Origin of the sequence: Candidatus Sysuiplasma acidicola (genome assembly GCA_019721035.1) — an archaeon.
In the GTDB taxonomy this organism is placed as follows: Archaea; Thermoplasmatota; Thermoplasmata; order Sysuiplasmatales; family Sysuiplasmataceae; genus Sysuiplasma; species Sysuiplasma acidicola.
The window spans coordinates 17230-34341 of record JAHEAA010000016.1 but is presented as its reverse complement, the minus strand read 5'-3'; the positions used below and the strand labels follow the sequence as shown (position 1 = coordinate 34341).

The window sequence follows — 17112 nt, the reverse complement described above, 5'->3', positions numbered from 1 at the left end:
GTCAGACGAAGTATTCGACTCTCTTTTTCTTGTACTCTCTGGTGCTGTAAAGCACAACATAATCCGTAATGCCTGTCTTAGCGGAAATTTCCGCAGCTATTCTTTCGCACTCTTTCTTCTCCCTGCCGTGTATCATTGTATATGTGCTGTATGGCCAGTCTCCGTATGTCGGTCGCATATAGCAGTGACTCACCTCGCTATATTCCACCGCCGCCTCAGCCACCTTTTGCGATACAGTTTCGTCTGCCTTCCAGCATACCATGCCGTTCGCCACAAAGCCGGCCTTCTGGTGCCTGAGTATGGCCGCGAATCTCCTCATCACTCCCAGGTCATGGTAGCTGCGGAAACGATCGAACATCTCCTCCACGCTCATCCCGGCTTCTGCCGCCATCGATTCGAACGGTTCTGCAGAGATGGAAAGATCTTTCTGCGTCGCCCGGATGAATTTCCTGTCCTCCTCGGTGACAGTGAACGGGGTGTCCCATTTTCTCTTCTCTTTTGGCACTTCGACGTGCTCCCCCGTCATATTGAGTCTAACACCTATTTTGTAAAGTTTCAGTGCTGGGAGGAGATGCCACCTCACAACCCCATTTTCCGCTGCAAGTCTTGCGGCCTCGCTTCCTACATCGGTTCCGGGAGGTGTCGCAAGTGTGAACCAGAGGTTGAATTCTCCTTCACGTCTGTAATTGTGACTCACACCGGGATGCCCGTTTATCTTTTCGGCTACATCGTCGATCCTGTCCTCTTCCACCGAGAAAGAGACAAGCGTGCTTGAATATCCGAGCCTCCTTGTGTCGTAAATCGCATTAATCTGTCTTATTACTCCGATCTCACGAAGATGTTCTATGCGCTGCATCAAAACCTCCTCGCTCAGCCCGAGCTTCCTGCCAAGTGCGAGATACGGTCTCCGCACAAGAGGGAACTCCCACTGTATCTCGTTCAGAAGCCTCCTGTCTGTTCCGTCAATGAGCACGTCATGTTCCGAGTTCACCACGTCCTCCTCAGCTTTCATTGCCGCCATTCACCTTCCTGACAGCGAGTTCCATGGCCTCCTTCCTTTTTCCCCCTTCAAGCAACGCCCATATATCAGGATCGTAGACAATCGAATCAAGCACTTCCTTTCTCCTCCTCATTTCAGGTATGGAATGCCTCAGCTTCGACCGCAGTTCAGTCTGGATGCCGAGCATCTCCCAGAAACTCCTGTCTAGCGCCTCGGTCAGTGTTTCCCTTGTGAACCTCGCCATTGTAGGAGACATGCCGTTGGTTGATATCGAAATGGTCAGGGGGCCGCTCTTTATCATAGAACCGAAATATACGTCGGATTCAAGCACGTCAACATTGTTGCACAGTATGCCGTTCCTGCGGCAGTGCATCATCAGGTCGTTGTTCAGCTCATGGTCGTCTGTAGCACAAATCAGCAGGAACGGTTTTCCCATCAGCGTTTTTATGTCCCGGCCTGACGCAACAATCTTCTTCACATCCAGATTGTTGAATTTTTCTGAGAACTCCTCGCTCAGCACCGTTATTGATCGGGCATAGGGGCGCAGCAATGACGCCTTGTGGTAAGCAACCTCCCCGCCGCCTACAATCACTATGTCTTTATCTCTCAGCGATATCATCAGTGGAAAGTGACCGGCAGCACCATCATGTGCCTCTCCTGAAGCTGTTTCTGCCTGCTCCGTGTTGACTGTTTTTTCCATTGCGTCCCTGTCTAATTGCCCTCAAATATATGTACTCTACAACGCCGCGCCAGCCATTCACCGCATTGTGTACGTCTGCTTGCACGTGTGCTCAAAATCGTCAGGGGAGCATGCAGTAGTTTATGGAGACTTCGCAGATGTCAGTGGCGTAGTAAGCCGTCCTCCTCACCGATTCCTCTATGAGTGCAAGCTGTATGGCCGCCTCGCCCTTCAGATTCTGGATTTTCCTGGAAAGTTCGCCGAGCGCAGTCTTGAGTTTTTCCCTCTGATCTATGACGTTATTGGCCTCTTCCACATTCCTTCTGAAGAACGCGCTCATTGCACCGTCGAGCATCTTCATTGCCAGCGCATGCACATTCCGGAACTGGGCCAGCAGTTTTTCATCAATCGCATAGCTGCCGATGGATGTCACGGATCTTGCTATCTGAACCGCATGATCGCCTATGCGCTCCAGATATCTCGCTACCTGGAAGTATGCATTGCTCTCATCTATGGTTATTTTGAGCTTTTCGGCGAGGCTCATGTCCTTCACCATCATGTTATGCTCTTTCATGATTATCCAGTAGATTCTGTCTGCATCGTAATCCCTGTTTATCACGTCGATAGCGAAGGAGGAATCGCCTCTTGCCAGAGACTCTATAGAATCCTCCTGCATTGATTTCACGATAAGGTGCAGTCTCCTCACTCCTTTTTCCTGGGATAGCTCGAGGGGGTCACTGAGATCCTTTATGACTACGGCGTTCATACTCTCCTCCACAATTTCAACACCCGTGACGGATCTTGTAAAATGCCTGATCTTTTCCTTCATAGCATTGTCTATTCTTTCCTTTGCTCTCACCGTAATAGTATCAAAACCCATCACGTATGCGCCGATCAGCATCCTTTCCAGATGTACCGGACTTTCCTTGGTAATCAGGAATTCCTTTGTTCTGGCGATTCTCCCGGATGGCAGGGATGGACTCACTGTCAGCGTGCCGTTATCCGCTCTCGTCAGGACCAGAAGGTCACCCGCCTTTATGCCCATGCTCTTTGCCCAGTCCTTGGGCAGCGAGATTGTGAATGTGGAGTTGCCTGTAAACTGCACTTTTCTTGTTTCCATGTTGACAGCCACTCAGTAGGTACGCACTGCAATATATATCTTAATGTACATCTATTTAGTCTATATACACCATATTGAAATTCACTTTAAATCTCAATCAACGGGAAGGTCGACGGGAAGGCACACAGCCGGCGCGCTTGGCATATCGGCATCAGTGGCTGTCGTGCGTTCAGACAAATTCCTGGAGCACTGTTCGAATTGAGTCAATCCCAGACACCGGGGCTGTTCGCGCCGCTTGACGAAGCCAGCATCAGCAAATATCACATCAAAACGCTACTGATTTCGGGTATGGGATTCTTTACTGACGCATACGACCTTTTTGTCATAGGTGCAATTTTGCCCATAATAGGCGTATACTTCGGCATTTCAGACAAAGCGCTCTATTATGCGCTGATCTCCAGCTCCGCGTTGTTTGGCGCAATTCTTGGCCCGCTCATTTTCGGCCCCATTGCCGATCGGTTCGGCAGGAAGACAGTATACACGTTCGACCTCGTTCTCCTCATAGTCGCCGCTCTCGGTTCCGCGACTTCTGCCGACCCTGTTCAGCTCATACTGTGGCGTCTCCTGCTCGGTGTCGGCATAGGTGCTGATTATCCTATCAGTGCTACCATCATGTCCGAATTCTCGAACAGGAAGGACAGGGGAAAACTCGTTGCATCAGTGTTTGCAATGCAGGGATTCGGGCAACTGACGGGCGCGCTGATCACCCTGGTTACTCTGCTGTTGCATGCGCCACTGTCGCTTTCCTGGAGACTGCCCCTTGCAATGGGTGCTATTCCCGCACTGGCAGTTCTGTATAACAGGAGCAGGATGAGCGAAACGCCCAGATACGTTGCATCTTCCGGAAAGAAAACGGGAAGTGACTCCTACGGAATACCTCTTGCTGGCACCATCGACGACAGGGATGCGAGGAGACAGACGATCAAGATACCCAAGAGACAAATACTTTCCATGTATGCGCCGATGATCCTCGGCACATCTCTATGTTGGTTTGCGCTGGATGTCGCATTCTACGGCACCGGCATATTTACAAACACGATCGTGCACGATGTCAGCTCGGTCTCTATACTCACATCCACCGAGATCACTGCAGCCATCTTCCTGTTCTCCGCTTTTCCTGGTTACTGGGCTGCCGTCTATCTTATAGATAACATCGGAAGAAGGAAACTGCAGATGCTAGGTTTCATCTTTATGGCCATAGCGTATGCGTCCATTGCCCTGATTCCTGCGATAGTGGCTAATGTGACAGCATTGCTCATAGTTTTCGGTTCCACCTTCTTTTTCATAAATATGGGTCCGAACACGACAACGTTCGTAGTCCCGGTTGAGGTGTTCCCCACGCAGATTCGATCTACCGGGCACGGCATAGCTGCATCTGCCGGAAAATCCGGTGCAGCTATGAGCGCCTTTCTCTTTCCGTTCATGCTAAGTTACATACATCTCAGTGGCATTTTCTCCTGGCTGGCCGTGATGTCTGTCATGGGCGTAGCGGTGACTGCACTGTTCATACCCGAGGGACAGGAGAGGCGGCTCGAGGAAATCAGCGGTGAGGAAAAGCTGCTGAAGACCTATTCTGAATTCTCCGATTTGATTTATGCGTTGACAGAACAGATTGTCGTTGCAGCAGGGGAACTGGAGAAATTCATCAGCAGCTGGGGAGATACCATTGAATTTGCAAAGAGGATCAAGAGCATAGAGCATGACTGCGACGAGATCGTCCATCGCATCTTTGTCAGGCTCAATACCAAGCTCATTGCACCGATTGAGAGGACCGAGATAGTGTCACTGGCCCAGGCGCTGGACGACATAATGGACTATATGGAGGCAACAGTTGCGAGATTTCACATGTACGGGGTGAATTCACCTACAGTTCCAATGAAAGAATTTTCGCATACCATCCTGCTGTCCGTGCGTGAGGTTTCTGAAGGAATAGAAAATATAAATGACATCTATTCGAGACGTTTCGACAGGCTTGAGAAGAGCTGCGTTGAAATAAATAAGTATGAGAATGATGCCGACACCATACTACGCACGTCGCTCGAGGAACTCTTCAAGGGCGACAACGCGATCGAAATCGTAAAGCTCAAGGAAATCTACGACAACATGGAGTCGGTTACGGACAGGTGCGAGGATGTAGCCGATATTCTTCGCGACCTGAGGGTCAAGTACAGCTGAACCGCGCGTCGGCTAAATCAGACGTAGGCGTACACCGTGGCGTAACCATTCGTGTACAGCTCGAGGAAATTATCTGTTTTGAGCATCGATAACATTACAGGATTCAACGGATAATCAGGCTGGTTGGGGTAGAAGTTCGCCGCAGCAATCATCTCGCCATCTACCATCACGTAATCCACATGTTTCAGCCCCGACGGTGTCTGCGATGAGTTGAGATTGTTCAACAGCTGGCCGATTGTGTTTGAGCCGAAAATCGTCGCGCCGCCGAACTCCCACGTGGCATTCCTGTCCCCATATCCGAAGACTATGGAGCTCACCCTGTGATCACCTGCGAACGTGGCGTTGGTCTGCGTGTTCCACCTAATCCAGTTTGCTGCATCCAGATCCGCCGGAGGAGTGGCGCCGATCTTCGATGGAACGGAGAGTGAAGTGTTGAAAAAAGTGGCGGACATGCCTGCAAGAATCAAGATGAATGCTATGGTGACGGAGACAGTAGTCCTTCTGGCGGGCCGGAAGAACAGACTCATTGCAGTCACCAGTCCGAAACCGGCAAAAAAAGCCAGGATGAGCGAGAGGTATTCGATCACTCTCAATGGAACGAGGTAAGCCGCGCCAGTAATCATGCCTGCAATTATGATCAATGCGATCAGGGTAGCAAATGCGCCGAATATTGCGTTTTCGAATCTCATCAGCGAAAAACGCACGTATAAGGCGCCTCCAATCAGCGAAAGTGCCAGCGTGGGGACGAACAACAGGACGTCTGCGCCAGGTTCGACAGGTATGGAGGGCAGACCATAGATGGCAACAATGGAAGCGCCTGTAAGCGAGATGAGTACTGCCGTAAGCACGTAGAACTTTGCGCTCCGCGCTCCAGTCCTTCCCCTGACAACCAGTCCCTGCCAGGGTGAATACCTGCCAGCCACCAATATTGCGGCAATGAGGAGATACGGTGCGATGACGACTGCAGGCGCATCAATTTTTCCCAGGATGAACATAGACAGGAATTTAGGAGCAAGGGCAAACCAGTAAGTCAACGTCACAGTTATGCCTGCTGCAAGGGTGATCGCCAGTAATTTCACTTCGCGTATAGAGCTCCTCCTGAAAAACGAATAGCACAGGAGCGCGATGTACAGGAAACCAAGCGTGAAAACCATGCCCAGGTGATACGTCGGTACCATGGCTGTCATGCACAGCAGCATGCCCGCGTAACCGAATACGCTTTCGTGCATCGTGGTATAGAAGTAGAGAAAGAATATGAGCAGGACTTCTCCCATTGTGTCAGAAGAGATTATGGATGTGTGGCCGACGATTATTACAGATGCTGAATAGAAAAGGGAAGAGGCAAGAGCAATCTGCCTGTTTCCGCTCAGCCTCCTCGCAATCGAGGCGACGGGGAATACAAGCACCGACGTTATGAATGGCATTGCAAGCTCGGTAATCGTTGCTGCCGAGACGCCTGAAATCGCAGACAGGGCTCCCAGGAGCTCGTATACACCAGGGAATTCGGTATAGGTCCGACCATAACCATAGTATGGTTGCGGCATGTTGCCGTTAGCTGCGAAATAATGCACTATGTAGTAGTTTTCCCCGGTATCCGGTCCCCATACGCTGAACTGCAGCGGCATGATCAGGCGAAGCATGAGTGCAACAAAGAAAAGTGAGATGAGTGAATAGACGTACCAGTTGTCTTCTTTCATTTTTATCTCTTTTTTCTGCCTTGAATGCACACACAACTATAAATCGACTACATGAAATTCATTCCCCCGGTTATGGAGTCAAACAAAAGGCGCCTTAAGGCTGACGGCCACAAGGGCGACATTTTCAATCCTTCTCCGCTCGGTACGATTGTATGCGGGGATACGGTGGAGGCCATGAGGCACATTGAGGACGGCAGCGTGGACGTCATCTTTGCCGATCCTCCATATTTCCTTCAGTTGAGCGATGAACTGAGAAGGCCGGATGACAGCAAAGTGTCGGGCGTGGATGACGCATGGGACAGTTTTTCCTCATTTGAGGAGTACGATGCATTCACAACCAGCTGGCTCACCGAATGCAGACGTATTCTGAAGGCTGACGGAACGATGTGGGTCATAGGAACTTATCACAATATATTCAGGATTGGCAAAATAATGCAGGATTTGGGGTTCTGGATTCTAAACGACATCATCTGGTTGAAGACAAACCCGATGCCAAACTTCAGGGGAAGACGCTTCACGAACGCACATGAGACGCTCATCCGGGCGCGCCGATCGAAGGATTCAGCCCGCGAACAGTTCAATTACTGGGACATGAAAATGCTCAACGACGGCAAGCAGATGCGAAGCGACTGGCTCCTCCCCATATGCGGAGGTACTGAGCGCATCAGGAATGGTGGCCTGAAGGTTCATTCAACGCAGAAGCCGCTGTCCCTTCTCTACAGAGTCATACTTTCGTCCACAAAGCCCGGCGACACTGTCCTCGATCCTTTTCTTGGCACCGGAACCACTGGTCTGGCGGCGGAAATGCTCCGCAGAAGGTGGATTGGCATTGAGAGAGATGAACGTTACGTGGCCGCTTCCGTCTCAAGGATTGGGAACTATCTCAGTGCTGAGAAACCGCAGCTTTCATCCGAAGATCCGTTTAAGCTCTTTCCTGCACGAAGAGCGGAAACGCGTGTCTCGATGGGCACGCTGCTGGAGCATGGCATATTGCACGCCGGCACCGCGCTGAAGTCAGCAGACGGTGCATTCAGTGCAAGCGTTAACGCCGACGGAAGCGTCACCATGGGCTCTGTCCGCGGCAGCATACACGAGATTGCCGGGCGCGCATGTGGAAGGGAAAGGGCAAACGGATGGGACTTCTGGACGCTTAAACTCAGGGGAAAAATAGTGCCGCTTGACGAGTGCAGGCGCATCTATCGGGAGGAATATTGTGAATCAGGTGAATGACAGGGATGTCTACGTCGTGCACTACAAACGAACTGCTTTCAGCCGTTCGAGACCGTCTGAACCGCAAAGGGACGTGTTCAACTCAATCAGGATGGATTATGCGCTCTCTCTGCTCATACGTGACGCGGTTGCCGAAACGGCGATCAGGCCTGGCGAGATTGGCGACGTTGTGATTGGCTGCGCTTATCAGAGGGATGAAAACTGGACGTTCGGTGGAAGACATCCCGTTTTTCTTGCAAACATGCCTGTGGAAGTCCCTTCCATGGTTCTTGACCGCGCATGCTCATCCTCTCTCAATGCCCTGTCGATAGGTGCGATGGAAATAATGACCGGGAATGCGGACATCGTTCTGGCCGGCGGAATGGAGCACATGACGCACATACCGAGGCTCTCCAACAGACTCTGCGAGCCTCTGCTTTCGGATGAACGGTATGCTTCATACCGCATGGACATCGGCTACAATATGGGGCTCACAGCCGAGAACCTCGCAAAACAGCGTGGCATTTCGCGCGCTGAGATGGACGAATATGCGCTCAGGAGTCACAGACTAGCTGCTTCGGCGGTCGAAGAGGGCTACCTGCGCGACGAGATACTGCCGATCACCGTAGCCACCGATAGTGGGCCTTTGACTGTGGAGACAGATCAGAGCATACGGCCAGACGCGACGATGGAGAAGCTGTCGTCTCTTCTGCCTGCATTTGTAAATGATGGACTCATAACTGCCGGCAATTCGTCTCCCCTGAATGCCGGCGCGACGCTCGTTGCACTGATGTCCGGAAAAAAATTGAGTGAATATGGCCTTGAGCCGCTTGCAAAAATTTCATCGATGGGGTGGGCGTCCGGCGATCCTTCACTGATGGGTGCAATGGTCGTTCCAGCCATAAGGAAGGCACTGTCCAGGGCAGAGATGGACGCATCTGACGTTGACATCTGGGAGATCAACGAAGCATTCGCGGTTGTAGTCATAAACGCAATCAGGGAACTGGGTATCGACCAGAATCGTGTCAATCGCAGGGGCGGCGCAATTGCAATCGGTCATCCTCTCGGAGCTTCAGGTGGACGGATCGCCGGAACGCTTACAAGGATGCTGAGGGGCAGAGCGGGCGAAACGGGGGTTGCCGCGCTATGTGTCGGAGGAGGACAGGGCTACGCGATGGTGTTCGAACGGGTCTGAGACCCTGAACAGGCGTCTCTGAAATTGCCGAACATCATGGCCGGCATCAGTTAGATGAGCGAGCCGCCGGTCATCACGTTTATCTGAAGGTCAATCAGACCGGTCATTCTCCCGGCGTTCATTCCGGCAAAGTTTGAGTACATGACGAAAATGAAGTTGTCGAGGTGACACACTGCGATTGAGATACCAAGGTGCAGTGTGGTGCCGTACACTGTGATATTGTGTGGCATTATTACGTATGCATAGGCGTACCCGCGATACGTTGCATGTGCGGTCGTCATATTCGGCAAAGATGCGGCGATCTTGGCAATCGAATTATTCATCGAAATATAATTGTTGGCGGCATCGCCGGCAGTCTTGTATTGGACGATACCCACTTCCAGGAACGGCTTGGCCGACGTATAATTCATCGTCTCGATCTTTACAGCTCCGTTTCCAACTGAGCCGTTGCTGTACGATGAATTACTGTACTTCTGAGCAGTGTAGCTTGAGCCCGAAGCACCGTTGACCTGCTGGTAGCTGGGAAACGCAAAATGCGGCGCAGAGTTCATGGACAGCACCGCAACAACAACAATTATTGCAACGATCACTGCTGCGATGCTGGCTGATATAAATTTGAGCGGTCTGTTCATGATACCGATTCCATCCGCAGTGGATGTTGTTTGCCAAGTCTTAATACTTACATATGTCTTTCTCACCATGCTATCAATATAGTGAGGCAGAGGGAGTAGGACCACGGCAGCGTTGTTTCATGCTTTTGTGTGATAAGTCCAGCTTATGCGTTGCCCCTCAGTTCAGATAAAACACTTTCTTCCATGCTGCACTCATCTTGTGAATATCGCCCTTATGAATCCTTCTTCCTCACGCACTTCAGTCTTTATACCCGTTCTTGCCGATACTGCTTCAAAGTTTTCTTTGCTCATCAGGTGCGCTTTCAGAAACTTTCTCGCCAGACTCCCGTCGTCCGTGATCTCGTAGACAATGAAACGGCCCCTCTCTTTCAGTCTCTGCATTATGCCTGTAATGCTCTCCGCATTATCTTTCCAGTGGTGGAATGAGAGACTCGTGTAAATGACATCAAATCTGTCCTCGAGCGGTATGTACCTGTTGCTGCCCTGTGCGAATTTCACTCGTTGCAACAGGCCCAGCCGGCGGGCCCTTCCGGACGCGATACGGACCATATGTATTGACGGATCGATGCCCGATCCCAGTAAACCCTCCCGATTCTGGGCGAGAGAGAGCAGCACCGTGCCCGGTCCGCAACCGATGTCCAGAACAGTGGAAAAGTCTAATGAGAGCAGATCGCCCATGACAAATTCGTGGAACTTCTTCATCGTGCGACTGCGGCTCGCCAGGCTGTAGCATCTTGAACTGATGCGGCCGAACCGCTCTTCGCCCGGCATCCACAACTGACCGTTGTCCCTGTCAGATCGCAGACTCATAATTGCCTGATAAAGGGAATGTGCGATATCCTTTTTGGCTCCTGTGACTGCAGGCAAACGCTATTCCTTCGGGGCTGACGACAACAGTGACAAATATCTGTTGCCGATTAAGCACGCGGATAAGTCATGAGGGATGGTCTGGATATCAGTGTGTCGCTGTCAAATGGTTTTGCCGTCAGGACGCACGAAAACAGTTTCAGACTGGATCCAAGGAGAACGGTGGCAGGTGAAATTAATTTCATCTCGCACGCTCACACCGATCATCTTCCAAGGGGAGGCGATGAACGCCGCGTCGTGTCGACGTCCAAGACGCTGGAACTTGCCGAGCACAGAACCGGAAAGAAATTCTCTCTTGCGCAGGAAGCGCACATCAGGCTGCTGGATGCAGGCCACATACCCGGTTCAGCGATGGCGCTGATTGAGGACGATCAGAGGATACTCTACACAGGCGACTTCTGCACGAAGAGAAAAGTGTACCTTGAGCCTGCCAGAGCGGTGAAAACTGACATTCTGCTTATAGAGTCGACGTACGCTCTGCCGAAATATTCTTTTCCTGACCCGCTCGAACTCTCTGGCGTCATACGCGACTGGGTATCTGATGCTTTGAGCATGGGCAATTCTGTTTTCTTCAACGTTTATCCACTCGGAAAAGCGCAGGAAGTCGAAACGCTTCTGCGCGGTCTCCCGCTCTACGCTGATGAAGTCGTCCAGGCGCACAACCGTATCGTCTTCGGTGACTGCGGCGACTGGATTGGCGATATTTCTGCTGCCACAGACAGTGAATCCGTCTTCGTCTGCTCCTCGAGATCCTCTCTTTCTCAGTTGAGGCCGGGACTTCGGTCAAGGTTGCTGTTCACCACTGTTTCGGGCTGGTCCGTCGATGAGCAGTTCAGGAGAAGCGGTGGCCTTGATGAGGCGTTTCCGCTCTCGGACCATTGTGATCATGACGCTCTACTGTCGTTTGTCAGGGCATGCAGTCCGGATATTGTCTACACGATGCACGGTTTCGCCGAAGAGTTTGCCGAAGAACTGCGCCGCGATCTGCAGATCGAGGCACACGCACTGTCTGCGCACAGAGGCGGCAGGCCGGCTGCCACGCGCAGGAAGCAGAAGAAGATAGATGCATTCTGAGCAGCTATCACGTCTTCCTGAATCGCGGGTATGTGCCCGGCTTCATGAAGACACGCAGCGTGTCGCAGGCAATACCCGATGCTGCGTTTTCTATGTTTTCTGAAGACATTAGTGCCCTGGCCATGGCGACTCCCTCGCCCTTCATAGAGAACAGCGAAATTATTGCACCACGTTTTATGCCTCTTTCGACGCGATTCACGCCTCTCACCGTCAGATTCGCCCCGTGGCATACGCTGTCTACCGCGCTGTCTTTCAGTTCAACGGCCGGAAAGCTCTGCAGGAGCTTTTCGTATGGCACCATAACGGAGCGGAGCATAGATGCATCGCCACTCTTCCAGTAATGGACTGCATCCTGCAGTTTCTGCAGCGGGATTGCCATGTCCTCGCCGAACGGACCGGAACGCGTCCTGCGCAGTTCCTCCATCTGGGAGCCTGTGCACATCGCCAGGCCGATGTCCCTGCAGAGCGTCCTCACATACGTGCCTGACTGACATTCAACATTGAACAGGAACAGCCGTTCCCTCTGCTCCATGACTGTCAGCGCGTGTATCTCCCTTATCCTTCTCTCCCTCTTGACTGCCGATCTGACCGGCGGCACCTGGAAGATTCTGCCTGTGAATCGGGGCAGAATTTCGTCCAGCTGTTTACGCGATATATCGCCGTGAAAACGGATGATGCCTATGTAGCTCTTCCTCAGATAGTTCATTGCATCCAGCGCCCTCGCGGCTCTGCCCAGCGCAACCGGCAGAACCCCTGTTACGGACGGATCCAGAGTGCCGGCGTGCCCTGCTTTCTCGACACCGAGCATCTTTGCCACCCATGCCGAAACCTGATGACTTGTAGGTCCGGCCGGCTTGTCGATTATGATGATTGATGTGTCGAGCATCTCCTCCATGGATCTCTCCTGCAGGCCGACGCCATAGCCGCCTCCGGCGGCAGGCGGATGCTCAGACACTGCCGGCACCCCGGTTCAGCTTCTTTATGACAGCATCGGCAAGCTCCTCCGGCGATGAGGCCGCCGAATCGAGTATCAGACTGTAACACGATCTGTCGTCTATGTCGATGCCGTAAAATTTCATGTAACGCCTGCGTTCGCTTTCTTCTCTTCCTGATGTCTCATCTGCCACGGAGGTTATATCGCGTCCCTCTCTTTCTGCGACGCGCCTGATGCGAATATCGGCCGGCGCGTCAACGCATACAGAAAAGGGCCTGACGCCCGCTCTCATAAGCATGTGGCACGAAAGTCTTCCTTCGACGATGCAGTCTCCGCTCCGTTTTGCCCTCTCAACAACTTTCCTGTCCAGTTCCCTGTCTATGTCCTCTGCCTTTTCAGCCATGAGGTTGAACTGCAGGACGGTGAGGCCTTTTTCAGATGCCATGTCTCTGAAGATGCCTCCCGTCGTTATCAGCATGTATCCGAGTTTTGCGGAAAGCAGTTTTGCCAGCGTTGTCTTCCCGCTCCCGGCCGGGCCACTTATTGTTATTATCAACACATGGCTGAAGGGACAGGGTGTTTAAACATATTGCCAAAACTCACTGCGCCTGGGGCGCAGCGACACCGTCCATCTCTTCGAGTCTCCTGCGCAGTATGAAGTAACGCAGGATACGCTGGTACACTATCGTGAACGGGATGCCGAGAAAGCCATAAAGGAAGACCCATGCCGGGAAAAATATGATTGTTTCGCCGAAGTGGACGGAGGCGTTCCATGGCACAGAGAAAACGGGGTATGGTAATGAAAGAAGGAATTCGCTCAGCCAGGCAAAGAGCGGAAATATGACGATCATTGTGACGGGAAGAACCTTGAACTGCTTGTTCATGAGCTGCGTGTTCTGTATCATATATGAGCTCTGCACCTTCTGCAGCTCCTTTATCTTCGCCTGATTCTTTGTCTTGAACGCCTCCCTCTGCTTCAGCCTCAGCGCCTTGAGCGTGTTCTGTATCTTTGCCTGCTGCACGAAATCCGTGTAGAATATCCTCAGCGTCGTGCCGAGGAACACCACTATGAGCTCCGCGATCAGTATCGTGATCGTCGGAAAGTGTCCGCCGAAGCCAATCAGCGGCGAGAGCACGGTGTTCGTTCCTTTGACGACGCTGGACCTCACTGCGGGATTGAGGAATGCGAAGAGCATGACCATCATGAATATCATCACGATGAACATCTGCCCGGTTCCCTGAGGCATCTGCTGGCCCGGCGGTGGCTGGTTTGGCGTTTGCTCACCCTCCGAAGAACTGTCTGAGCACAGGGTGCATCTCCATCATCTGCTCCTGTCCTATCGCGTCGTAAAACTGTATCAGTATGCCCGTGGCAAGTAACAGTCCTACGCCCGTGGCGTTGCCGACGGTGCCTATGAGGTCTGCACCAACGGCAAGGAAACCGACGAGAGCTCCGCTAAGCACAGTGACGGTTGGAATATATCGCTCCAGGACGCGCTTCATGACGCGCGGATCTCGCCTGAATCCGGGTATCTGCATGCCGCTGCTCTCAATCTGTTCCGCCACAGCCTTCGGCCCCATGTTTGTCGTTTCTATCCAGAATCTTGCGAAGAGTATTGCGCCCAGCACATATACGAGCGTAAATGCGCCTATCCAGGCGGCAATCTGTAGGAACGAATGGCCCTGCACCTGCGGATTGCCAACCGCATATGAAGAATTGATCATTGGCAGCAGCCAGTCTGACAGGCCGTTGACGTTGCTCACGTACCATGCAATACCGCCGGTCGGCGTCGTGCTCCCCGCCACATATGTGCCCAGCCAGGCTTGATGGCCTATGAGCGGTATCTTCATCATTGCCGGGTTTGTCCACAGAAGGTAGCTGAACATGCTCACATTCGCGAGCAGAGCGGCAACGAGTATGACAGGTATGTTTGATGCGTAAATGAGCTTTATCGGATATCTGCCCCTGGCGCCCTTCGCTGTCTCATGCGCCAGCGGAAGTTCGATCCTGGTGGATTCTGTCCATGCTACAATCAGGAATATGGCGATGGTGCCTGCGAGCGCAGTGACGGGATTTGGCTGGCCGAGCATGAGTGTCTCGAAACCGCTGCTTGTCAGCTGTCCGATAGGGACGTGAAACAGAACATAAATGATCTTCGGTATGGTTCCGACAGGTGCATTGGCCAGCGGTCCCGTTGCTGCAACACCGTTCGCCGCGGTCGGAGCCGGGTACCAGTTGAGCGCGCCTGTGAAGATCTGCTGTGAAACACCTGCGGCTATGAACATCGATATGCCGCTGCCTATGCCCCATTTGGAAACGATCTCGTCCATGAGGAAAACGAGGTATGAGCCAACGAAGAGCTGAACAATGATGATGAGCTGAGAGAGCGTCTTCCCGCTATTCAGCATCGGATAGATGCCGAAGATAGACACCTTCGAGGCAAGTGCGCCGATGTTGTGTACGAATGTCGGGCTCGGGCTCAGGTATCCGAATACCTGCGGTATGGCCTCGACGAATATCATGACTATCACGACGAATTTCTGTGTACTCTGATATACGGCCTTGTCCTCATCGTCGTTGAGGTCAAGATTTATTATCTTCGCGCCGGTGAACAGCTGCATCACTATTGAGCCTGTGACGATGGGACCGATGCCCAGCTGCAGGATGGAACCGGATGCCCCGGCAATTATGGCCCTGTACTGGGCAAACAGATCGATTGTGGTGGCCTTGTCAAGACCATAGATGTAGATGTTCGTCATTACAAAGTAGAGGAAGAGTATGAGTATGACCCAGAGCATTTTCGTCCTGAAATGCACGTGCCCTTCGGGCTTTGTTATTGCCGGAAGCCTGTCGGTAAATGGCTTCAGCTTGTAAAGAAGACTCTTCTTCTCCTGATCAGGCATTATTTACCACTAAATCTCACACGCTATTTAAGTGTCACACTTCCGCCGGCTTTCTCTACTGCCTGCACGGCGCGCGCACTTGCCTTTTCCACGACAACATTGAGTGCAGAAGACAGTGCTCCTTTTGCAATGAGCTTGTAATAACCGGCGGCCGATAGATCAACAGTGATCTTTCCCTCCTCCTCCCTGGCGTAGCCGCGCCTGAGAAATTCCGCCACTGCTTCTCCCAGCGACTCGACCGTTATGCCCCGTCTCTCTTCTACGATCTTGGGCGGCCTCTTGAACCCCCCGGGTCCGAAATGGTACGGGTCGTACTTCAGCATGTGCATGAACTTGTGTTTGTGCAGACCGGCATTGCCGCGCCCTCCGTGAATGCCTGCTCCTCTTCCGGATTTCTTTCCCCTGCCGTGCGTTCTAGATCCCCTGAATTTGTTTGTCCTGCTCACCATGCTCACACACCGCCCTGCGACGGAAGCATCTTTTCAATCAGCGCGTTGATATCCCTGCCCCGGTATCCGAGTGAACCGCCGGTAGCGTAGCTTTTCTTTATCGCTTCCCATCCCTTCCTCGGGGGATGAAGGCGCAGCACTGTCTTGATATCGAAATCGGAGAGTGTTGTCTTTCCGTCCATGAGCGCCCTCAACAGCTCTGACGGTTCCTGCCCGTATTTTTTGCCGAGTTCGGCCACGGATACACGTTTTTCTCCCGTGTGCTTCGATGCCGTCTCGAGCGCCCTGGACAGCAACTCTTCGGAGACCTCTCCCCATGTTACATAATCTTTGACTACCTGAAGCATCCTCCTTGTCGTTTCAGTTTCAGGCAGCAGCACCATGTGATTCACCCTGTTCAGGTGCATCTGATCCATCGTCTCGACTGCCTTGCGAATGATCTTGCCATGTCCTCTGACCCTTATTACTGCGTACATCACTTTCCTGCCTCCGCCTGTGGCTCCGCCTGCAGCAACGCAGGATCGCTCTCAACAACATGAACCTTCCCGGTGCCAGATCTGATTTTGAGGCGATCAAGCTGTTCCGGCGCAACCCTGTAGCTCACTGTCTGCTTGAGCGCATTGAATGCGGCATAGGTAAAATTCAGTGTGGTCTTAGAATGTCCGCTCGTAAACCCCCATGCGTCGTGGATGCCCGCAAGCTCCATCACTCTCTTGGCAACATTGCCCACTGCCAGACCGACGCCGCGTGGCGCCGGCTTCAGAGAGAGCACCACTGAGCCGGACCGTCCCTCAACCCTGAAGGGCAGTGTATGGGGTGTAAGGCAGCCGCACTGCCATGAACCGCAGCCGCGCCTGACTTCGATTATATTGAGTTTGGCGTCCTGTATTGCACGCCTTATGGCCGGACCCACTTCTCTCCCCTTGGCCCTTCCAATACCCACAATGCCGTCCCTGTTTCCGACGACACAGGTAATCGCAAAACGGACGCGTCTGCCGCTGTCCGTCATTCTCTGTACCATTTTCACATCTGCCACTTCGTCTGCCAGGTCCGGCAGGAGCATGTCGACAATCTCAGGCTCCCTCAGCGGGAGTTTGGATTCGAGCGCCTGTGAAATGGATGTTATCTTCCCTTCATTCACGAGTCTTCCAAGTTTTGTCTTCGGCGACCAGGCCAC

Annotated in this window: 17 protein-coding genes; 4 read left to right on the top strand and 13 right to left on the bottom strand. The window is 52.5% G+C overall.

What is annotated here, in order from left to right:
* Position 1: 1 nt before the first annotated feature.
* From KIS30_07840 to KIS30_07830, 3 genes are all read right to left on the bottom strand, one after another.
* The gene (locus KIS30_07840) at positions 2-1012 is read right to left on the bottom strand and encodes an Lrp/AsnC family transcriptional regulator (protein ID MBX8646650.1); all 1011 of its coding nucleotides are present in this window, start codon (positions 1010-1012) and stop codon (positions 2-4) included.
* The gene (locus tag KIS30_07835) at positions 1002-1700 is read right to left on the bottom strand and encodes a bifunctional precorrin-2 dehydrogenase/sirohydrochlorin ferrochelatase (GenBank protein MBX8646649.1); all 699 of its coding nucleotides are present in this window, start codon (positions 1698-1700) and stop codon (positions 1002-1004) included. Before KIS30_07835 ends, KIS30_07840 begins: the two co-directional genes overlap by 11 nt.
* A gap of 100 nt (positions 1701-1800) precedes the next feature.
* Entirely contained in the window at positions 1801-2811 is a 1011-nt protein-coding gene (locus KIS30_07830) for an AbrB/MazE/SpoVT family DNA-binding domain-containing protein (GenBank protein ID MBX8646648.1), read from the bottom strand.
* A gap of 186 nt (positions 2812-2997) precedes the next feature.
* Between KIS30_07830 and KIS30_07825 the strand changes: the two genes are divergently transcribed.
* The gene (locus KIS30_07825; GenBank protein ID MBX8646647.1) at positions 2998-4974 is read left to right on the top strand and encodes an MFS transporter; all 1977 of its coding nucleotides are present in this window, start codon (positions 2998-3000) and stop codon (positions 4972-4974) included.
* Positions 4975-4991: 17 nt separating this feature from the next.
* Here the strand turns inward: KIS30_07825 and KIS30_07820 are convergent, their stop codons facing one another.
* Positions 4992-6671, bottom strand: coding sequence for a hypothetical protein (locus KIS30_07820; protein MBX8646646.1), 1680 nt, complete (start codon positions 6669-6671; stop codon positions 4992-4994).
* 51 nt (positions 6672-6722) lie between these two features.
* Between KIS30_07820 and KIS30_07815 the strand changes: the two genes are divergently transcribed.
* Positions 6723-7901, top strand: a complete 1179-nt coding sequence (locus KIS30_07815) for a site-specific DNA-methyltransferase (GenBank protein ID MBX8646645.1) — start codon at positions 6723-6725, stop codon at positions 7899-7901.
* Positions 7894-9075: an acetyl-CoA C-acetyltransferase gene (locus tag KIS30_07810; GenBank protein ID MBX8646644.1), complete on the top strand. Its 1182-nt coding sequence runs from the start codon at positions 7894-7896 to the stop codon at positions 9073-9075. Before KIS30_07815 ends, KIS30_07810 begins: the two co-directional genes overlap by 8 nt.
* A gap of 50 nt (positions 9076-9125) precedes the next feature.
* On the opposite strand, the gene KIS30_07805 is transcribed toward KIS30_07810, so the two are convergent.
* A complete protein-coding gene (locus KIS30_07805; GenBank protein ID MBX8646643.1) occupies positions 9126-9707 on the bottom strand; it encodes a hypothetical protein in 582 nt (193 codons plus the stop codon).
* A gap of 192 nt (positions 9708-9899) precedes the next feature.
* Positions 9900-10517: a methyltransferase domain-containing protein gene (locus KIS30_07800; GenBank protein ID MBX8646642.1), complete on the bottom strand. Its 618-nt coding sequence runs from the start codon at positions 10515-10517 to the stop codon at positions 9900-9902.
* A 126-nt stretch (positions 10518-10643) separates the two neighbouring features.
* On the opposite strand from KIS30_07800, the gene KIS30_07795 reads away from it, so the two are divergent.
* A complete protein-coding gene (locus KIS30_07795; protein MBX8646641.1) occupies positions 10644-11648 on the top strand; it encodes a hypothetical protein in 1005 nt (334 codons plus the stop codon).
* Positions 11649-11655: 7 nt separating this feature from the next.
* On the opposite strand, the gene KIS30_07790 is transcribed toward KIS30_07795, so the two are convergent.
* The 7 genes from KIS30_07790 to KIS30_07760 are packed head-to-tail and all read right to left on the bottom strand — an operon-like array spanning position 11656 to position 17112.
* Complete coding sequence (locus tag KIS30_07790) at positions 11656-12603, bottom strand: RNA-guided pseudouridylation complex pseudouridine synthase subunit Cbf5 (GenBank protein MBX8646640.1); 948 nt, start codon at positions 12601-12603, stop codon at positions 11656-11658.
* Positions 12596-13138: a cytidylate kinase family protein gene (locus tag KIS30_07785; GenBank protein ID MBX8646639.1), complete on the bottom strand. Its 543-nt coding sequence runs from the start codon at positions 13136-13138 to the stop codon at positions 12596-12598. The genes KIS30_07790 and KIS30_07785 overlap by 8 nt, the downstream gene beginning before the upstream one ends.
* A gap of 43 nt (positions 13139-13181) precedes the next feature.
* Complete coding sequence (locus KIS30_07780; GenBank protein ID MBX8646638.1) at positions 13182-13829, bottom strand: DUF106 domain-containing protein; 648 nt, start codon at positions 13827-13829, stop codon at positions 13182-13184.
* Between the two features lie 34 nt (positions 13830-13863).
* Positions 13864-15486 carry a preprotein translocase subunit SecY gene (gene secY, locus KIS30_07775; protein MBX8646637.1) on the bottom strand — a complete coding sequence of 541 codons (1623 nt, stop codon included), beginning with the start codon at positions 15484-15486 and terminating at the stop codon, positions 13864-13866.
* A gap of 23 nt (positions 15487-15509) precedes the next feature.
* Positions 15510-15935, bottom strand: a complete 426-nt coding sequence (locus KIS30_07770; protein MBX8646636.1) for a 50S ribosomal protein L15 — start codon at positions 15933-15935, stop codon at positions 15510-15512.
* A gap of 2 nt (positions 15936-15937) precedes the next feature.
* The gene (locus KIS30_07765; GenBank protein MBX8646635.1) at positions 15938-16414 is read right to left on the bottom strand and encodes a 50S ribosomal protein L30; all 477 of its coding nucleotides are present in this window, start codon (positions 16412-16414) and stop codon (positions 15938-15940) included.
* Complete coding sequence (locus KIS30_07760) at positions 16411-17112, bottom strand: 30S ribosomal protein S5 (GenBank protein MBX8646634.1); 702 nt, start codon at positions 17110-17112, stop codon at positions 16411-16413. The genes KIS30_07765 and KIS30_07760 overlap by 4 nt, the downstream gene beginning before the upstream one ends.